The sequence below is a fragment of the Allobosea sp. 05T422_2 genome (assembly GCF_056396265.1).
In genome coordinates this window covers 12794-31160 of record NZ_JBFTLD010000053.1, presented here as the reverse complement: position 1 = coordinate 31160, position 18367 = coordinate 12794, and the positions used below count along the sequence as shown (strand labels likewise).

Genomic DNA, 18367 nt, shown 5'->3' with positions numbered 1-18367 from the left:
TCCTCGGCTACGCGTTCAATCCGCTCAGCACCTATTTCTGCTACCGCCGCGACGGCAGCCTCTGCGCGACCGTCTACGAGGTGCACAACACCTTCGGCGAGATCCATAGCTATGTGGCGCCTGCCGAGATCTCGGAAGGCGCGCTCAGGCAGGAGGCCGACAAAGTCTTCCACGTCTCGCCGTTCATGAATCTCGACATGCGCTACGCCTTTACGGTCACCTCGCCGGTAGAGCGCGTCTCCGTCGCCATCGAGGGGAGCGACGCCGAGGGACGCCTGATCACCGCCGTGTTGAGCGGCAAGCGAACGGAACTGAGCGACGCGGCCCTGCTGCGGTTGCTCGCAACCCATCCGCTGCTCACGCTGAAGGTCACCGCGGCCATCCACTGGCACGCACTGCGCCTGCTGGCGAAGCGGATTTCCTGGCGGCCCCATCCGGAGGCGCCCGAGCACTCCTTCACTCTCGGCAGAGCCGTGACTACCCATGCGAAAGGACCGATGAAGCCATGAGCCGGCCCGACGCGGAACAGCATTTTCGCATGCCCGAAGAGGCGCTCGCCCTGCCAGGTCGTATCGGCCTGTCGCGCTGGTTCCTGCGCCGCGTGCTCTCCCGGATCGCCATCGGCCACCTGACGGTCTTCACGCCGGAGGGCGAACGGCTCTGCAGCGCGCCTGGTCTGCCCGGGCCGCAGGCGACGATGATCCTGAACAACTGGCGCTCGATACGCCGCCTTCTGCTCGACGGCGATATCGGCCTGGCCGAAGCCTATCGCGACGGCGACCTTCACACGCCGGACCTCACGGCCTTGATCGAGCTCGGCGCGCGCAACGACGCGACATTGGGGGGGCTCGTCTCGGGCACCTGGCCGGCGCGGCTGCTCAACCGCCTGGGGCATGTGCTCAACGCCAATACCCGCCGCGGCAGCCGCCGCAACATCACGGCGCATTACGATCTCGGCAATGACTTCTACGCCCGCTGGCTCGACGCCAGCATGATGTATTCCTCGGCGCTCTACGAGACGCCGGCCGAGACGCTCGAGGCCGCCCAGCAGCGCCGGCTCGATCGGATCGTCGCCATGCTCGACCTCTCGGGCGGCGAGCATGTCCTCGAAATCGGTTGCGGCTGGGGTGCGCTGGCGGAGCGGCTGGCCCGCGAGGGCTGCCGCGTGACGGCCATCACCCTGTCGCCGGCACAGCTCGAAGCCGCACGAAAGCGCATGGCCGATGCAGGCCTGTCCGAGCGCGTTACCATCGATCTCAGGGACTATCGCGACATCGCCGGGCAGTTCGACCGCATCGTTTCGATCGAGATGATCGAGGCAGTCGGCCGCGCCTATTGGCCGTCTTACTTCGATACCCTGAACCGCTCATTGAAACCCGGCGGTCGCGTCGTCCTGCAGGCGATCACGATCGACGATGCGTTGTTCGAAAGCTACCAGCAGGGCACCGATTTCATCCAGCGCTACATCTTCCCCGGAGGCAGCCTGCCGTCGGTCCCGGTGCTGAAGAATAGTGCCGAGGCTGCCGCTCTCGCCGTGGTCGAGCAGCTCGATTTCGGCGAAAGCTACGCCTTGACCCTGAAGGAGTGGTGCCGGCGCTTTCAGGAGCGCTGGAGCGAGATCGCTCATCTCGGCTTCGACGAAGCTTTCCGGCGCCTGTGGGAATTCTACCTCTGCTATTGCGAGGCAGGCTTCCGCGCACAAAGGATCGACGTGAACTTGGTGGCCCTGCGCCGAGCCTGATGGCGGCTCCGAAGGTGCTGTGCCGACCGGCACATTCGGCCTTCGTGGTAAGGCGACGGTGCGTATCCGGAAGCCGTTCTGCTAGCAGGTAAGGAGCGGAACAGCCAGATCCGTCCGGCGTTGGGCCAGCGCCCTCCTATGAGGACTAGCAATGAAACCGCTCTCGCTCCTGCTTGCCGTTGGAATCGGAACACTCTCTGGGGCGTGCCTTCCCCTGGAAAACCGGCCAGTTGGGAACGCAAACGTGCCCCAGCCGAGCAAGCGGGTCGAACTGACCCGCTATCTAGGCAAGTGGTATGAACAGGCGCGCTATGAAGCAAGTTTTCAGGAGGGCTGCGAAGCCGTTTCAGCCCAATACGCGCTCAAGGCGGACGGGGCGGTTTCTGTCATCAACTCCTGCCGGCAGGGCAATCCATCTGGTGGTCTGAAAACAGCGGAAGCATCCGCCCGCGTGGTCGAGGGATCCAACGGTGCGAAGCTGAAGGTCACATTCTTCTGGCCATTCGAAGGCGACTATTGGGTTCTCGACAGGGCGCCAGATTATTCCTGGTCGATCGTTGGCGAACCGTCTGGGCGCTATCTCTGGATCTTGACGCGAAGCCCCGTTGTCACTCCGCAGCAATATTCTGCTCTCGTGGGCAGAGCAAAGATGCTCGGTTACGACGCCGCGTTACTGAGGCGAACGCAGCAATAGCCAAGTGCCGGAGTTTGACCGTCGGCGCGCCCAGTCGGGTTCGTCCGTGCGATCCGGCAGGCTTTCGTATATCAGCCTGCAGGGTGGTGCGGCGCGACCTAGCAAAACGATCTGGTGCAAGGTGCCTAAAATCAGCCTTGGGCTCTCGTTACGGTTGTGGATGGCAAATGTAGTCCGGTGCTACTTGAAGCCGGGCCTCGGGCGTCCTTTCATGCTGACCTGCGCCGCGAGCGCTCCCTGCCTGTCAGAAGCCTGCTTGGCCATCCGCAGTCCGTGATGCCTGAGCATGTTGTCTGCACGCTGCTGGATCAGCCTCTCCGTTTCGGAGACAATCCTGGCGTGGGAACTCGCTCGGGTTTGGATCTTCAAGAACTGGTTGTTAGCGACCACGCGCTGCTTCGAAAGTTCGATCACGATGGTTTCTTCATCAGGAGCAGCCGGTGCCAGCCAACCTCCTCAGCTTCCTCCCAAAAGTCAGCGCATTTTGATTTAACTCAAAGTGACCAACCGCGATGGGTGTTTGAATCCCTCATCGGCCCCGGCCTGTCGACGCTCGCCTGCAAGAGCATGGATGCCTGCACCGGGGGCGGCGCCCGGTGTGTGTCGGGCTGGACGGGTACCCAGAAAGCTGCGGCCTGGCCCTGTCATGAAGCCTGCCTGAGCCGGCGTTCGCCGCTCGGCTCAGGCGAGCCAGGGACATCCTGCCGCGCTCCAGAGGCTCGCCATGCCGGACGCTATCCGCTTGCACGACGAACGGGCCGCCTTTCGCGCTCTGGAGGTCTTGAACTGGCGCGATGGACCGGTTTGCCCGCATTGTGGGGAAAGGTCCCGCCTCGGACGCCTCAGCGGGCCAAGCAGTTCAATTGGCACGTGGAAATGCTATCATTGCCGAAAGCCTTTCTCGGTGAAGCACGGCACGATCTTTCACAACAGCCACGTCCCGCTCCATGTCTGGTTGCAGGGGCTTTACCTGCTGATGTCGAGCGGCCAACGCCTGAGTTTGCAAAAGCTCGGGCGAATTCTCGGCATCTCCGTCCGGACGGTCCGTCATCTGAAGGACAAAATCGCCGTAGGGCTCGCGGCGGAGAAAAGCCATCCCGATACTCCGCCTCCGGCGGCCTTGCCACATTTCGAAATCCGGGTCCCTCTGCCAGAATGCTCGTTACCGCCGAAACCAGGGCACGCGATCTATCGGGCACGCTACGAGCGTTTCCTCGCCGCTCTCGACAATCTTGCTGCACCGTGCAGCGATGCGGTTTTCTTTCAGGCTCTTCGGCGCTTGTTGTCGCACTCTTCGCGAACGGTCCCGTCACACTTCGCGTCAACCGTGGAGCAGCAGCTCGAATTGAGCCTGTTCGACGATCTCCAGCAACAGATCGGATGCTGCCGACAAGACGAGGCTAGGCTTTGGTAAGCCTCCGAGGCCGCGCCGACATCGGAAAATCAAGGCGCCTTGGCAAGAAGTGCGACGGCCATGTAGGCTCGTGCTTTCTTGGGTCGGTGGCGAGACGCTGCGCAGAGCGCGCGAACAGTTCATCCACTAATTTCGTCCGATCGCGAGACGGATCGATCAGTCTCGCGATCGTCGGACCGGACCAGGCTCGCGTCATATCGGCATGACGCTGCGCAAACGATAATCGGTCACAGCGAATGCCTTTGTCGGGTGGGCTGCGGACGTTTCCCGGCCCCCGACCTGAAATGCAGCGCGGCGTAGTGCAAATGCGTTTGGACATTCAGCCGATACGATCAATCGCTCCCTGCTGCCTTCGCCGCATCTGCACTACATGACCACTAGAACGGGTACCGAACTGCCTCGGAGGTCTGGCTGCCCAGCAAAAGGCGACGGAGCCCGCGTCGGCCGGTGCTATGGGGATTTCGCCGCGCGGCCTGGATTGAGGGCTTGCGCGCGGGAGCCGGCTGGCATGGGACGCGCCGGTCGGGGCGCGGGGAGCCGGTTTTTTTCTGGGCGCAGGGTCGATCCGGGACGGACGCGAGCTCTGTCTGCGCCGTCGGGCCGCGCAGGGTCGCCCGCTCTCTGCCCGAGACCGGCCCTGTTCTGTCGAGATGGAGCCCCCGAGCCGTCGTCATGATGTGTCGATCCTGACGGCGAGGATGGTGTGCGGGGCAGAACCCGGAGCGAAGCGCTCGACGAGGATCATGCGGCCGCTGCAGCATGGGCACGGCGGAGGGTCTTCACCGCGGGGATCGTTCTGCTCGGCGCGAGCCTCTGCATTGTCGGCTTCAACGGGGCTGATCGGCGCCTGCGCCGCGATGATCTGCCGGACGTGGGCGATCGTGGGGGCCCGCCGGCTGGATGCGAGCAGGCCGTAGTGGCGGATGCGGTGGAAGCCGTCGGGCAGGACATGGAGCAGGAAGCGGCGGATGAACTCGTGCGCCGCCAGCGTCATGGTCCTGATCCAGGCCTTGCCGGACGAGCGGGCGCGATAGTCCTTCCAGCGGAACCTGACCCCGCGCCAATCCATGGCGACGAGGCGGCTGTTGGCGATGGCGACGCGGTGGGTGTAGCGGGCGAGATAGGCCAGGACGGCATCGGGACCGCCAAAGGGACGCTTGGCGTAGACGACCCAGTCGGCGCGGCGCAGCGGCGCCAGCAGAGCGGCGAAGGCATTGGCTTCAGCAAAGGGGACGAGCTCGCCATGGCAGGCGAGCCGCCCGGCTGCGTGCAGGTCAACGAGCCCTTCGAGGAAGAGCCGTCGGAACAGCCGCGAGAGCACGCGCACGGCAGAAAGAAGCCGGGCCTGCAAGCGATCCAGCCCGCGCCGTCGGCGCTGAGGCCGCCGCCGGGCGCGATGATGTGGAGCTGGGGATGGTGGGTCATCGCCGATCCCCAGGTGTGCAGCACTGAGGTGAAGCCGATGCGGGCGCCGAGATGCTTCGGGGCAGCGGCGATGCTGGTGAGCGTCTCGGCCGCGGCCCTGAACAGCAGGCCATAGACGGTGGCCTTGTTCTGGAAGGCGATGGCGGCGATCGGCGCCGGCAGGGTGAAGACGAGATGGTAGTAGGGCACGGGCAACAGATCGGCCTGCCGGTGCGCGAGCCAGTCCTTCGCCGCCGCGCCCTGGCAGCGCGGGCAGCGGCGGTTGCGGCAGAAGCTATGGGGAGAGCGGCGAAGGCGTGAAATGGTGCCACCGTCGTTGCCAGAAACGAATGGATGTGCCCATGACCCCAATAAGTGATCTGAGCCGTTCCCTTGCTCCTTTTGATCAGAATACCACTCTGACAGCGGTCATTGAGCTGAGCGAGGCCAGCTGGCTCGTGGCTGGCTTGATTCCTGGTGTTGAGCGCGAACCCCTGAAGAAGCAGGAGCCCGATCCGATCGCACTCCTGCGGCTGCTGGAGCGTTGGCGGGTAGAGGCTGTGCGGGCAGGCAGGACGATTGGCAGATTACCGTCGCCTTTGAGGCGGGACGCGACGGGTTTTGGCTGGCGCGATGGCTGCAGGCTCGCGACATCGAGGTGCACGTTGTTCATTCGACCAGCGTCGCCGTGTCACGCGAGCATCGCCGAGCGAAGACCGATCGGCTGGACACGGCAATGCTCATGCGTGTGTTCCTGGGATGGCTACGCGGCGAGCGCGGGCACTGCCGGATGGTAGCGATCCCAACCCTCGAGCAAGAGGATGCCAAGCGTCCTAGCCGCGAACGGGAAAGCCTGGTCRGTGAGCGCACACGGATCGTCAACCGGATGAAGGCGGCCCTAGCCCGGCTCGGCATCCGCGGATTCAAGCCGACATTGCGAAAGGCGCCGCAACGGCTCGACGCTTTACGCACGCCGGAGGGCGTGCCGATCCCACCGAACACGCGCGACGAGATCCGACGCGACATGGTCCGGCTCGCGGTGGTGCGAGAACAAATCGATGTGATCGAACAGGCCCGCCTCGTGCGCCTGGAACAAGCACCGGCAGCGGGGCCACACGCCATGGTGCGCCTGTTGGCCCGCGTCGTCGGCGTCGGCCTGGAAACGGCGGACATGTTGGTTCAGGAGGTCTTGTCTCGAAACCTTCGAGACCGACGGGCCGTGGCCCGTTACGTTGGCCTTACGGGCTCGCCCGACGAGAGTGGCAAGCGACGACGGGAGAAGGGATTGGCCAAAGCGGGCAATGCCCGCRTGCGCCGCGGCTTGATCCAACTCGCGTGGCGGTTGTTGAGATTCCAGAAGGAAAGCGCGCTTGCGCAATGGTACCGGGCGCGGACCGATGGCCCGAAGGGCGCGCGTAAAACAACAATGATCGTGGCACTTGCTCGCAAACTTCTCATTGCACTGTGGCGCATGGTCACCATCGGTGAAGTCCCAGCGGGCGTCGTGTTGCGACAAACGCCCTAAACACACGGCTTGGTCCTCGCGTGACAGGTCGACTGTCGCGCCGAACCAGGTGTAGCGATTCGAGGTGGCGGTGACCCGAACAACTCCATGGCTCCAATGCCGTCGGCAGAATGGGCCCGCCGCCTCGGAGCCTTGCTGCCGAAGCCATTGACTGCTTCATGGTCCGGACCCGTTGCGGATCCAACCGAATACAAGGTCGCGGCGCAATGCTTTGCGCCTGATGGCAGGCTCCCCTCGAATTGTTCGCAGTACGCCCGGTCGAGGCCCAGACAGTCTGGAGGTTAGAAAGGCATGCGGAAAGCTTGACAGAAAAATCCCCATACAAGGAGTTGTAGGCGATCGTCGCGTGATCGCAGGCGCCGCAGCGCATGACATGGCCGCCGAGCGCAGCCGTCCGGCAGGCCCGGATCACCCCGATCACCTTGAGCTGGCCGCGGCTGAGACGATGGCGCGCGAGGAAGGCGTCGCCATGCCGGTTCAGGATATCCGCGACCTCCAATGGGGGCCGCGCCATGAGGCGCGGACCGTTACGGCGGTGGCGGCGGCGCCAGCAGGGCGAGCGGGCTTTCGACCTCGCGCAGCGTCCTGAGCGGTGGTGTCGAGCTTCCTGGGGCCGAGCAGGACCTGGATCACCCGGATATCGGTCTTCCGTTCCAGCAGATGCGTCGCGAAGCTGTGCCGCAGCGTGTGCATGGACACGCGCTTGTCGAGCTTCGCCGCCTCGGCCGCGGCATGGCAGGCCCGGTTGAGCTGGCGCGTCGTGACCGGCTGGCCCGGCTGCTGACCGGGGAAGAGCCAGCCGCGCGGCCGCTTCATCCGCCACCATTGCCGCAGCAGATCGAGCAGGTCGGGCGCCAGCATGACATAGCGGTCCTTGCGGCCCTTGCCCTGCTCGACCCGGATCAGCATGCGGGCGCTGTCGATGTCGGCGACCTTGAGGTGGGCGATCTCGGAGGCGCGCAGGCCGCAGCCATAGGCGATGCTKAGCGCCGCCTGGTCCTTCAGGCTGCGCGCGTGGGCCAGCAGAAGCGCGACCTCCTCGGTGCTCAGCACCACCGGCAGCCGCTCCGGCGTCGGGATCCGCGCGATGCGGTCACCGAAGCCGGCCCGGCCGAGCGTGACGTGGAAAAAGAATCGCAGCGCCATGCAGGCCTGATTCATCCGGGCATAGCTCGCGTCCAACGACGCCAGGTGCAGCTGGTAGCGACGCAGATCTTCTGGCTCGGCCCGGTCGGGCGAGCAGCCGAGGAAGGCCGTGAACGCGCGGACCTGCCGGACATAGTCGCGCTGCGTGTGCTCGCCGAACTGGCGGATCGTCATGTCCTCGATCATCCGCTGGCGCAGCGGGCTGACGGTGACGGGATCGGTCATGGAGGCCTCCAAGGATCAGGGGGAACGACCCCGAAATCCTCGGATGCAGCGCATGCGAAATCTCGCCGCGGACTACGCTGCAGCGCCCTCCCGCGAGAGCGGGTTAGTCCTATGGCGCATCCGGTCCTGGGGCGCGGCACTGGCGAACTTCGGCTATCCACCCGACCCGGCCGTTGCGCTCGCACTTCGGCTACCCGTCGGCCGTGCGCCATATGCGGAAGTTGGATTGCTGCCGGAAACCTGACTCTGCCACCGCTTCCACCTGGAACAACCGGTTGCGCCGATCAACCGGGCGGCCGTCCTCGACAAGCCGCCTGGCGCCGCTTGCCAGCAATACATCGACGAGGCGATCCCCTCGCACCGGCACGGCTCGGCAATGCTCTCCAGCGCAGCCTTCCAGCACGATACCGATCTTCTCTTCGGCCGAGAACTGTCGGCACGTCGCGCGCCGAATGTCCTTCACGCCCTGCTCTGCCGGCGCTTTCTTCGGCCCGGATTTCTGTCTCATCTTCGCTCCAAAATGGCTGCGATGATCCAGAAATCCTCCCTGCCCGAAAACCCCTAAATGGTCTCAAGGGCGCGGACGGCGGACACTTGAGCTGAGGCCGGGCCTCAGCGATAGACGAGCACCGGGATCTTGGAATGGGTCAGGACCTTCACCGTCTCGCTGCCGAGCACGATCGCGGCGATGCCGCGACGGCCGTGCGAGGCATGGCGATCAGGTCGCAACCTCGCTTGGCCGCGGTGTCGATAATCGCCTGATAAGGGTGCTCGTTCTCCACCTGGAGAGCATCGCTGGGCACATCCGCGGTCGCGGCCTTGTCCTGGGCCGGCCGCTGCGAGATATTGCTGCGCTCGCGCTTTGGTGCTCTCCCGATATTCTGCCAGCGTTGCGGTCACATGCCGGGTGCAGCAGCGAATACGTGAAAGGGCTGCGTGACAGTCAGGAACGTCAGTCGAGCCTTAAGGGATTTGGCGAGTTGTATGGCCCGATCGACAGCTTCGGCCGACAAGGGCGAACCGTCTGTGGGAACCAGAATGTGTTGGTACATTGCATCCTCCCCCGCGGCAGCAAAGCGCGAGTAGAGGCGTGGGCGTCACGCGTGCCGCACGAGGCTGCTCCCAATGAACAGCATATCGGTGTGGCAGGGGCCCAAAATAAGGGCGCTCCGCAACAAAGTGGTGGCACGCGTTTCTTGGCGAAGTGGCCCACAATATGCTTATTCCAATTTTCTCCATGAGCGCAGGGGCCGTCGGCTCGTCGATGAATGTTCATTTGAAAGCGGATTCAAGACGCCCTTCGGCATCGCGATTGATCGAGCATTTGCGAGATGTGGTCGGTTCCGAACGCAATGACACAACAGACGCCCAGCTTGGACTGGCGCTGTGTTTCGTCGCTGGCGCCGTGAATGCGGGCGGCTTTCTCGCCGTGGGCCAGTACACCTCTCATATGTCCGGCATGATCTCGTCCATGGCAGATAATCTTGCCCTGGGTGGCGTCGGTCTCGTGCTTGGCGGCATCGGCGCCTTCCTGTCGTTCGTCATCGGCGCGGCCTGCTCGGCGGTTTTGATCAACTGGGGCCGGCGGCATCATGCCGGCGGCCAATATGCCTTCCCGCTCCTGTTCGAGGCGGGGCTGCTTCTGAGCTTCGGCCTCATCGGCAGTGTCCGCGACCATGTGCCGTTTTTCCTGTTTGTCGCCGTGCCGCTCCTTTGCTTCATCATGGGGCTGCAGAACGCGATCATCACCAAGATCTCGCGCGCCCGCATGCGTACGACGCACATGACGGGCGTGGTCACGGATATCGGCATCGAGTTGGGGAAGCTGTTTTATTGGAACAGGACATCCGGCCCTGCTGACGGCCGCGTCCTGGCCGATCGCGCGAAGCTACGCTTGCTCGGTTCGTTGCTCGGTTCGTTCTTCGTCGGTGGCGTTGTGGGCGCCCTCGGCTTCAATCACCTTGGTTTCGTCACGACGATTCCGTTGGCGATCCTGCTCCTGCTGCTGGCGGGAGTGCCGATGCTAGCGGATTTCATCGGCAGGCGACGCGTGACGTCCAAGGCCGACGATCCTCGTGGGTGATCTCGGCMGCAGCCTCCGATCCGCTGGCCCTGGACATGTCCGAGCCGCATCGTTGGCAATGATCTGGATTGGCATTCCACCATCAGGATCGCTATCCTGATGGTGATTTGTGATGTTCGAGGCATCACTATTGATGCCGGGTGCAGTTCGCGGGCATCCGAATGGGAGCCMTCGCAACGGGACTGGGCAATGCGGACGTTGGGCTATTTCGACGGGGCGCATGGTACGATTTGCATCATAGAGGACAAGGCGACCGGGGCCCGCCGCTACTACGAAGGCAACGCATTCCAAAGCCATGCCCTGCCGAGCGGCGAAAGCTGTTTCACCTATGTTCACCTGATGAGCAATTTTCTTCGGCCGGCGACGAATGTGCTGTTGCTCGGATGCGCCGGCGGCACGCTCGCGACGATGCTGCACCGGCAGGGAAAGACGGTCACGACCGTCGACCATAATCCGCTCAGCTTCAGGCTCGCGCAGGAGTATTTCTGGATGCCGCCCGGGGTTCGCTGCGTCGTAGCCGATTTCAAGGACTTTCTCGGCGGAACGACTGGCTGCTTCGACGGCATCGCGATCGATGTCGGCGGCATGGACTTTCGGTTCGGGGACGCGTTCGATCGCCAGACCTGCCAGGCGTTGCGCCGTGCTCTGACGCATTCCGGGCGAATTGCGATGAATCTCCTGGTCGATCACGACCTGAATCCGCTGCCCGATCAGATCACGGCCGACCTGACAGGACCGGATCTGAATGGCTGGATCATCGACGAAGCCGTTGGAGAACCGGAACGCAACGCCGTCATCATGTGTGCGCCGGAGCGTCGGCTCGAGCTGGATGAGGACTCCTTTCCCGCGGTCATCGCCGCGGAATTCCAGAGCTGGTCCATCCGGCGCCCGCGGCTACGCTCGATCACGCTGCGTTCGGACTAAATCGTCCAAACGCAGCGTGATCGACTCTCATAGCTTAGAGCATGCTCTGGCGGCGGGCCGCGAGCGTCACAGCGAGGCGCCTGCCTTACCGTACACCATGAGTGCAAGCAGCCCCTTGAGCAATGCGACCGGGGTCGGCGGGCAGCCGGGAATGCGCAGGTCGACCGGAACGACCGCCGAGACGCCGCCGAGGCAGGCATAGCCGCTGGCGAAGACGCCGCCATCGCAAGCGCAGGCTCCGGCGGCCACGACCCATTTGGGCGCGGGAGTCGCTTGGTAGGTCCTCAGCAGAGCTTCGCTCATGTTCCTGGTGACGGGCCCGGTCACGAGCAGGACGTCGGCATGCCGCGGCGAGGCGACGAACCTCAATCCAAAACGCTCCAGATCGTAGAAGGCGTTGCCGAGGGCATGGATCTCAAGTTCGCAGCCATTGCACGAGCCGGCATCGACCTGCCGGATGGACAGGCTGTGGCCGAGCCTGGTTCGGGTGGCGTGGTCGAGCTGGGCTGCGAGCGCGGCGATCTCGGCGTCGGCCTCGCTGCGGATGGGTTCGGTGAGCGGGGCCTTGACGAGGCTTTCGAACAGGATCTTCCGCATGGCGCCTACCTAGAGGTCGTGCCCGGAATAGGAGCAGTTGAACGATTTGTTGCAGAGGGGGAAATCGGCGACGATGTTGCCCTCGATCGCCGCCTCCAGCACAGGCCACTGGAACCAGGACGGATCGCGCAAATGGCAGCGGTCGACGCTCCCGTCGGCCCGCAGKCGCAGCCAGGCGAGAACATCGCCACGGAACCCTTCGACCAGCGCCAGACCCTCGGCAGGCTTGCCCGTCGCTCCCAAAGGCGCGCGCAGCTCGCCGCCCGCCGGTAAGGCGTCGAGAATCTGCTCGATCAGTGCGAGGCTCTGCAGGACCTCCTGGATGCGGATCCAGACCCGTGCATTGACATCGCCATCGCCGCGCACGGGAACATCGAAGCGCAAACTGTCATAGGGCGCATAGGCGAGGTCGCGGCGGGCATCGAAGTTCCGCCCGGATGCCCGACCGACATAGCCTCCGCAACCATAGTGCCGGGCCAGCGTCGGGCTGAGAAACCCGGTTCCGACCGTCCTGTCCTGAAGCGAGGCGGTATTGTCATAGAGCTCGACCAGCGCCGGAAAGGCCTTCCCGGCGATACCGGCCAATTCGCGGATTTKCCCGGCGCCCTCCGCAGTGAGATCTGCAGCGCTGCCGCCGGGCACGATGCAGTCCATCATCAGGCGGTGCCCGAAGCAGGCAGCCGCGGTCCGCAGCACGCGCTCGCGCAGGACGCTGGTATGGGCATGCAGGAGCGCGAAGGCGGCGTCGTTGCAGATCGCGCCGATATCTCCGAAATGATTGGCGAGACGCTCGAGCTCGGCCATCAGGGCCCGCAGCCAGACGGCGCGCGGCGGCACGTCGACGCCAAGCGCCGTTTCGACGGCCCGGGCGAATGCGAACGCATAGGCGACCGTGCTGTCGCCCGAGGTGCGGCCGGCGAGGCGCGCGGCCTGTTCGATGGAGGCGCCCGCCATCAGCGACTCGATGCCCTTGTGGGTGTAACCCAGCCGCTCCTCGAGCCGCACCACCGTCTCGCCATTGGCGGTGAAGCGAAAATGGCCCGGCTCGATGATGCCTGCGTGCACCGGGCCGACCGGAATCTGATGCAAGCCTTCGCCTTCCGCGCCGAGGAATGGATAGGCTGCCGGCTCTCCGGCTGCTTCGGTATGGTGAGCCAATGGCTTGCGCAGCTCCCACCGACCATGATCGAGCCAGGGCCGTGCATCCGGCAGCCCCGCCGGCTCGATCCCGAACAGATCCCGGAGCGTGCGCTCCAGGCGGAGGGCCGGAGGATGGACCTGGCTGACCGAGGGGACCGGTCCCTCGGTCAGCGGCATCGTGACAACAACGACGCTTCCTCCGTCCTCGTCGAGGAGGGCCATGTGAACCGCTTCGGCCTCCCCCCAAAGCCCGAGCAAGGTGCAATGCCCTTGGGCAAGCCACAACATCACGGTCTGCCAGAGGGATTGGCTCACCACGACCCGCGGGCATGGTCGATGCGCTTCGATCAGGCGGCCGGTCGCGACCATGTCGAGCAGCGTCGGCATCCGCTCAGTCCTCCCATCCTATCCGAGCAAGCTTGCGACGTGCCGGAACCAAGCGACGAGCGGTGGCGGCAGGTAGATGCCCGCCATCAGGACGAGGCCGAGATGTCCTATCATCGGCAGATAGGATGCCTGCACCGGCTCGCTGCTGCCAGTGGGCTCGCCGAATGCCAGCCCATGCACCCGCAGCAGAAGGGCGCCGAAAGCGACGAGCAATCCCACGACCAGCGGCAACGCAAGCAAGGGCTCGCGGGCGAAGGTCGAGCTGACCACCAGGAACTCGCTCATGAAAATGCCGAGCGGGGGCATTCCGGCGATGGCGACGACACCGACGACGAGGCCCCAGCCGAGGAGAGGGTGGGTCACCGTCAGGCCGCTGATGTCGGCGATCTTCTGCGTGCCCTTGGCTTGGGCAATATGGCCAACGGCGAAAAAGATCGCCGATTTTGTCAGGCTGTGCATCGTCATGTGCAGAAGGCCTGCGAAATTGGCCAGCGGCCCGCCCATGCCGAATGCGAACACGATGATGCCCATGTGCTCGATCGACGAATAGGCGAACATCCGTTTGATGTCGCGGCGGCGATAGAGCATGAAGCCCGCGAACACGAGCGAGATCAGGCCCAGCGTGACCATCAACGGTCCGGGCGTCAGCGCCGMCGGATTGGCCGCGAGCAGCAGCTTGAAACGCAGGACGGCATAGAGCGCGACATTGAGCAGCAGGCCGGAAAGCACGGCTGAAATCGGCGTCGGACCCTCGGCATKGGCATCCGGCAGCCAGGCGTGCAATGGTGCCAGGCCCACTTTGGTGCCGTAGCCGAGCAGCAGGAAAACGAAGGCGAGGTTGAGCAGCGCGGGATCGAAGGTAGAGACGCGTTGGATCAGCACGCTCCAAACCATGCCGTCGAGACCTTCGCCGACCACGGGGCGGGCGGCCATATAGACGAGGATCGTCCCGAAGAGCGCGAGCGCGATGCCGACGCTGCCGAGGATGAAGTATTTCCAGGCCGCCTCGATCGCGGCGTCGGTGCGGTAAATGCCGACCATGATTACCGTGATGAGCGTCGCCATCTCGATCGCCACCCACATCAGGCCGATATTATTGGCCACCAGCGCCAGGTTCATGGCGAACAGCAGGGCCTGATACATGGCGTGGTAGAAGCGCAAATGAGCCGGGGTGAGCCGCTCCGTCTCCAACTCGTGGGCGATGTAACTGGCGCTGAAGACGCTGGTGGTGAAGCCGACGAAAGTGTTKAGAACGACGAAGACGATGTTGAGATCGTCGACCAGGATGTAGGGACCGGGCTCGGGCTTCGACGCGAACAGGGACAGCGCCGCGAGGAGGGTCAGGAAGGCCGAGAGCATGTTGAGCCGCGCCGACAGGCGATAGCCTGGCAACAGCGCGAGCAAGACGGCCGTCGCGGCGGGAACGACCAGGATCAGGGTGACGCCGTCGACCGGAACCGGGTTCATCGCTGGTCCCCGCGGAAGCGATCGAGCGCGTGGACATCGACGGTGTCGAAGCGTTCGCGAATGCGAAACAGGAAGATGCCGATGACGATGAAGGCGACGAGAACGGAAAAGGCCACGCTGATCTCGACCACCAACGGCATGCCCTTGGCGCCGGTCGCGGCGAGGATCAGTCCGTTCTCCAGCGACATGAAGCCGACGACCTGACTGACCGCATTGCGGCGCGTCACCATCATCAGCAGGCCGAGCAAGATGACGGATAGGGCAAAGGCCAGGTCTTCCCGCGCGAGCGGGTCGGCGTCGGCCGTCACCTTCAGCATGACCACCATGGACAGGGCGACAAGTCCGATGCCCGCCAGCATGGTGGGGCCGATGCTGACGACGTTCTCGATCTCGCGGTGGATGCCGAGCCGGGCGATGATCCTATGCAGCGCGACCGGGATCACGATCGCTTTGACGATAAGTGCGATCATCGCGGTGATGTAGAGATGCGGGGCACCCTGGACCCAGGCCTGCCAGGCAACCGACAAGGCGAGTACGGTCGCCTGCAGGGCGAACACGTTGAGAAGCGCGTAGAGACGGTCCTGATACAGCAGCATCAGGCTGACCAGCACCAGGCCGCCAGCGAGCAAATGGGCGATATCGAAGGCCAGGTTGCCCATCTAGAGGCTCCGCGACACGAAGAGCAGCAAGGTCCCGAGCAGACCGAGCATGAGGGCGGCTCCAAGGAAGTCCGGCACGCGGAAGACCCGCATCTTGGCGATGGTGGTCTCGAACAGGGCGAGCAGAAAGCCGCCGAGGGCAAGCTTGGCTATATAGGCCGCGACGCCTGCGATCTGGGCGCTTGCGCTGGCACCGGGCGGCGCCAGGCCCCAGGGCAGGAACACGCAGCTGATCAGCGACATGTAGAGCAGGAGCTTCAGCGAGGCCGCGAACTCGATCATGGCGAGATGACGCCCGGAATATTCCAGCACCATCGCCTCGTGGACCATGGTCAGTTCGAGATGTGTCGCCGGATTATCGATCGGGATGCGCGCGTTTTCGGCGATGGCCACCATCACGAGGGCGACGAGCGCAAGCGCGAGCGAAACCCGCACGCCGACCGACGGGGACAACATGAAGCCCGCGACGTTCGAGAGCTGGGTCGATCCGGCGAGGAGCGCCAGCGTGAACACGATCATGATCATTGCAGGCTCGGCGAGCGTCGCGATCATCACCTCCCGGCTCGAGCCGATGCCGCCGAAGCTGGTGCCGACATCCATCCCTGCGAGGGCCAGAAAGAACCGCGCGCTGCMGAGCAGGGCGATGATCGCGATCAGGTCGGCGGACCAGCTGAACAGCAGGCCGGCCGCGAAGGTCGGCACGAGCGCAGCGGCCACCCAAGTCGCCGCGAAGATCAGGTAGGGGATCACCCGAAAGAGCCAGGACGCGCTTTCGGCAAGGATCACCTCCTTGCGCAGCAGCCGCAGGAGATCCCGGTAAGGCTGCACGATCGGCGCGCCGCGGCGGCGCAGCAGCCGCGCCTTCACCTTGCGGACGAAGCCGGTGAGCAACGGCGCCAGCAGCAGAACCAGCAGCATCTGCGCGCCCTGAATGGCGAGATCCGCGATCACGACCATAGCGCCAGCACCAGCAGAAGGAAGACGAGGGCGGAGAAGACCAGGCTGAGATATTGGCGGATGGTCAGGAACTGAAACCGGTTGAGCCGCTCGGCCGCGACGGAGACGGCGCTGGTGACGGGGATATAGATCAGCTCCCAGGCGAGATCGCGCAGATCGACCTGGAACCGGGCCGGACGCAGGTCTCCCGGCGGAGGCATCTCGACGCGTTCCCGGGCCTGAAAGGCGTAGCCGCCGAAGACGCGGCGGATCGGCTGGGCGAAGCTGCTGGCGGTGTATTGCGTCGCCGGGCTGGATTGCGGAAAGCCGCAATCCCATGCCGGTCCGCGGCGCAGCGCATGCGAGGCCAGGCGGTGGATGGCGTAGGCCGCGAGCGAAGCGGACGCCGCGATGAAGCAGAAGACCAGGAGGCCGTTATAGGAGCTCCGGCTTTCGGCGATTGGCACGATCGAGAGCCAGCCGATTCCGGCCTGTGTCGGCATCCGGCCGCCCACGACGCCCTGCACCACGGGCGCGATRGCGTCGATCACGAAACCGGGCAGGATTCCGGCGAGAATGCACAGTCCGGCGAGGATGACCATTGCACTGAGCGAGAAGCGGTCGACCTCCGCGGCCTGTTCCGCTGCCGGCGTGCGGGGCCGGCCGAGAAAGACGATCCCGAAGACCCGGACGAAGCAGGCTGCGGCGAGCGCGGCTGATAGGGCAAGCATCGCTCCGACGGCAGGCACGAGCAGCTTCAGTCCCCATAGCGGAAGCTGCGGGCTGAGCAGGACCGCCTGGAAGGCGAGCCATTCGGAGGCGAAGCCGTTCAGGGGCGGCAGGGCTGAGATCGCGGCGCAGGCCACCAGCACCACGGCGCTGGTGACAGGCATGCGGTGGATCAGCCCCCCGAGATCCTCCATCTGGCGCTTGCCGGTCGCGGTGAGCACGGCGCCGGCTCCGAAGAACAGAGCACTCTTGAAGAGAGCGTGGTTGAAGGCATGGAACAGCGCCGCGGTCAGCGCCAGCGCGCCCGCCGCGGACAGGTCGTTCGCGCGGAAGGCGAGTGCGAGGCCAAGCCCGACGAAGATCAGGCCGATATTCTCGATCGTACTGTAGGCGAGCACACGCTTGAGATCATTCTCCATCAGCGCATGGAGGACGCCGAGCACGGCGGTCCAGCCGCCGATCGCCAGAACGGGAAAACTCCACCACCAGGCTGTCGGGCCGAGCAGGTCGAAAACGATCCGGATGAAGCCATAGACCGCGACCTTGGTCATCACCCCGCTCATCAGCGCCGAGACGTGGCTCGGCGCAGCCGGATGGGCGAGCGGCAGCCAGACGTGCAACGGCACCAGGCCGGCTTTCGAGCCTGCGCCGAGCAGTGCAAGGCCGAGGACGAGCCCGGCGGGCAGCGGTAGGAGATGGTGAGCACGGATCGATGCGAAAGCGTAGCTTCCGTCCGGCCCCGCCAGCAGGCCGAAGGCAAGCAGCAGGGCGAAGGTGCCGAAACTCGCCATCACGATGTAGACGTAGCCGGCGCGAATATTATCGCGCTCCTGGTGATGCGCCATGACCAGCGCCCAGGATGCAAGCGACATGAATTCCCAGGACAGCAGGAAACTGAAGGCGTCATCCGCCAGGAGGACGAGATTCATGCCKGCAAGGAACGCTGGAAAGAATGGCAGCACGCGTTGCGGGGCGTGCTCGTGCTGGCCGTAGCCGATACCGTAGAGGCTAGTGACCGCTCCGCCGAGATTGATCACGGCCAGGAAGAAGGCCGACAGCGCGTCCATGCGGAAATGCGCGCCGATCCAGGGCAGGCCAAGAGGCAATACGACGCCGGGTGATGCGCCGGCCCCCTCGACAAGATGGAGCAGCGCCGTGATCAGCGCGATGGCACTGGCGATGCCGGCCGCGCCATAGACGATGCGTGACCCTTGGCGCCAATTGCTTGCGACGATGCCGACCCCCGCGATGCCCAGCAGCGCCGCCACGCACCACAGTCCGACGATCGTGACCATC

The 18367-nt window shown here is 64.7% G+C and carries 15 protein-coding genes and 5 pseudogenes; 7 read left to right on the top strand and 13 right to left on the bottom strand.

Features of this window, described 5'->3' with window-relative positions:
- The 3 genes from AC1DJT_RS12435 to AC1DJT_RS12425 all read left to right on the top strand — a co-directional run.
- Window positions 1-509, top strand: a 509-nt coding sequence (locus tag AC1DJT_RS12435) for a DUF1365 domain-containing protein (protein WP_476834154.1), incomplete at its 5' end; no start/stop codon positions are given.
- On the top strand, window positions 506-1741 hold the full coding sequence (locus AC1DJT_RS12430; RefSeq protein ID WP_476834153.1) for a class I SAM-dependent methyltransferase: 1236 nt from the start codon (window positions 506-508) through the stop codon (window positions 1739-1741). The genes AC1DJT_RS12435 and AC1DJT_RS12430, both read left to right, overlap by 4 nt.
- Window positions 1742-1985: 244 nt before the next feature.
- Window positions 1986-2435 carry a lipocalin family protein gene (locus tag AC1DJT_RS12425; protein WP_476767998.1) on the top strand — a complete coding sequence of 150 codons (450 nt, stop codon included), beginning with the start codon at window positions 1986-1988 and terminating at the stop codon, window positions 2433-2435.
- 180 nt (window positions 2436-2615) lie between these two features.
- On the opposite strand, the gene AC1DJT_RS12420 is transcribed toward AC1DJT_RS12425, so the two are convergent.
- On the bottom strand, window positions 2616-2849 hold the full coding sequence (locus AC1DJT_RS12420; protein ID WP_476767999.1) for a hypothetical protein: 234 nt from the start codon (window positions 2847-2849) through the stop codon (window positions 2616-2618).
- 310 nt (window positions 2850-3159) lie between these two features.
- On the opposite strand from AC1DJT_RS12420, the gene AC1DJT_RS12415 reads away from it, so the two are divergent.
- Complete coding sequence (locus AC1DJT_RS12415) at window positions 3160-3849, top strand: transposase (protein WP_476834152.1); 690 nt, start codon at window positions 3160-3162, stop codon at window positions 3847-3849.
- 811 nt (window positions 3850-4660) lie between these two features.
- Here the strand turns inward: AC1DJT_RS12415 and AC1DJT_RS12410 are convergent.
- Window positions 4661-5625 (bottom strand): annotated as a pseudogene (locus AC1DJT_RS12410) (IS91 family transposase); the annotation flags it as partial.
- Between AC1DJT_RS12410 and AC1DJT_RS12405 the strand changes: the two are divergent.
- Window positions 5616-6778 (top strand): annotated as a pseudogene (locus AC1DJT_RS12405) (IS110 family RNA-guided transposase). The pseudogenes AC1DJT_RS12410 and AC1DJT_RS12405 overlap by 10 nt on opposite strands.
- A gap of 325 nt (window positions 6779-7103) precedes the next feature.
- Here AC1DJT_RS12405 and AC1DJT_RS12400 read toward each other — a convergent pair.
- The 5 genes and pseudogenes from AC1DJT_RS12400 to AC1DJT_RS12380 form a co-directional block, all read right to left on the bottom strand.
- Window positions 7104-7292 (bottom strand): annotated as a pseudogene (locus tag AC1DJT_RS12400) (transposase zinc-binding domain-containing protein); the annotation flags it as partial.
- Window positions 7256-8149 carry a tyrosine-type recombinase/integrase gene (locus AC1DJT_RS12395; protein ID WP_476768000.1) on the bottom strand — a complete coding sequence of 298 codons (894 nt, stop codon included), beginning with the start codon at window positions 8147-8149 and terminating at the stop codon, window positions 7256-7258. The gene AC1DJT_RS12395 and the pseudogene AC1DJT_RS12400, both read right to left, overlap by 37 nt.
- A 333-nt stretch (window positions 8150-8482) precedes the next feature.
- Window positions 8483-8657, bottom strand: a pseudogene (locus tag AC1DJT_RS12390) (IS3 family transposase); the annotation flags it as partial.
- A gap of 104 nt (window positions 8658-8761) precedes the next feature.
- Window positions 8762-8878, bottom strand: a complete 117-nt coding sequence (locus tag AC1DJT_RS12385) for a universal stress protein (protein WP_476768001.1) — start codon at window positions 8876-8878, stop codon at window positions 8762-8764.
- A 167-nt stretch (window positions 8879-9045) separates the two neighbouring features.
- Window positions 9046-9201, bottom strand: a complete 156-nt coding sequence (locus AC1DJT_RS12380) for a universal stress protein (protein ID WP_476768002.1) — start codon at window positions 9199-9201, stop codon at window positions 9046-9048.
- Between the two features lie 212 nt (window positions 9202-9413).
- On the opposite strand from AC1DJT_RS12380, the pseudogene AC1DJT_RS12375 reads away from it, so the two are divergent.
- Both AC1DJT_RS12375 and AC1DJT_RS12370 read left to right on the top strand, forming a co-directional pair.
- A pseudogene (locus AC1DJT_RS12375) lies at window positions 9414-10181 on the top strand (YoaK family protein); the annotation flags it as partial.
- 240 nt (window positions 10182-10421) lie between these two features.
- Complete coding sequence (locus tag AC1DJT_RS12370; protein ID WP_476768003.1) at window positions 10422-11156, top strand: spermidine synthase; 735 nt, start codon at window positions 10422-10424, stop codon at window positions 11154-11156.
- 66 nt (window positions 11157-11222) lie between these two features.
- On the opposite strand, the gene AC1DJT_RS12365 is transcribed toward AC1DJT_RS12370, so the two are convergent.
- Genes AC1DJT_RS12365 through hyfB form a run of 6 tightly spaced genes read right to left on the bottom strand, consistent with a single transcriptional unit; the run spans window position 11223 to window position 18366 of the window.
- Window positions 11223-11753, bottom strand: a complete 531-nt coding sequence (locus tag AC1DJT_RS12365) for an NADH-quinone oxidoreductase subunit B family protein (protein ID WP_476768004.1) — start codon at window positions 11751-11753, stop codon at window positions 11223-11225.
- 9 nt (window positions 11754-11762) lie between these two features.
- Window positions 11763-13280 carry a hydrogenase large subunit gene (locus AC1DJT_RS12360; protein WP_476834151.1) on the bottom strand — a complete coding sequence of 506 codons (1518 nt, stop codon included), beginning with the start codon at window positions 13278-13280 and terminating at the stop codon, window positions 11763-11765.
- Window positions 13281-13298: 18 nt separating this feature from the next.
- Window positions 13299-14747, bottom strand: a complete 1449-nt coding sequence (locus tag AC1DJT_RS12355) for a hydrogenase 4 subunit F (RefSeq protein WP_476834150.1) — start codon at window positions 14745-14747, stop codon at window positions 13299-13301.
- Complete coding sequence (locus AC1DJT_RS12350) at window positions 14744-15406, bottom strand: hydrogenase-4 component E (RefSeq protein WP_476834149.1); 663 nt, start codon at window positions 15404-15406, stop codon at window positions 14744-14746. The genes AC1DJT_RS12355 and AC1DJT_RS12350 overlap by 4 nt, the downstream gene beginning before the upstream one ends.
- Window positions 15407-16363, bottom strand: coding sequence for a respiratory chain complex I subunit 1 family protein (locus AC1DJT_RS12345; RefSeq protein WP_476834148.1), 957 nt, complete (start codon window positions 16361-16363; stop codon window positions 15407-15409).
- Window positions 16354-18366: a hydrogenase 4 subunit B gene (gene hyfB / locus AC1DJT_RS12340; protein WP_476768009.1), complete on the bottom strand. Its 2013-nt coding sequence runs from the start codon at window positions 18364-18366 to the stop codon at window positions 16354-16356. Before hyfB ends, AC1DJT_RS12345 begins: the two co-directional genes overlap by 10 nt.
- Window position 18367 lies beyond the last annotated feature (1 nt).

What these genes read in the sequence shown, in the direction of transcription:
- AC1DJT_RS12415 (WP_476834152.1), top strand. Translation starts at nt 3,160, where the DNA reads ATGCCGGACGCTATCCGCTTGCACGACGAACGGGCCGCCTTTCGCGCT.
- AC1DJT_RS12380 (WP_476768002.1), bottom strand. Translation starts at nt 9,201, where the DNA reads ATGTACCAACACATTCTGGTTCCCACAGACGGTTCGCCCTTGTCGGCC.
- AC1DJT_RS12370 (WP_476768003.1), top strand. Translation starts at nt 10,422, where the DNA reads ATGCGGACGTTGGGCTATTTCGACGGGGCGCATGGTACGATTTGCATC.
- AC1DJT_RS12430 (WP_476834153.1), top strand. Translation starts at nt 506, where the DNA reads ATGAGCCGGCCCGACGCGGAACAGCATTTTCGCATGCCCGAAGAGGCG.
- AC1DJT_RS12350 (WP_476834149.1), bottom strand. Translation starts at nt 15,406, where the DNA reads ATGGGCAACCTGGCCTTCGATATCGCCCATTTGCTCGCTGGCGGCCTG.
- AC1DJT_RS12365 (WP_476768004.1), bottom strand. Translation starts at nt 11,753, where the DNA reads ATGCGGAAGATCCTGTTCGAAAGCCTCGTCAAGGCCCCGCTCACCGAA.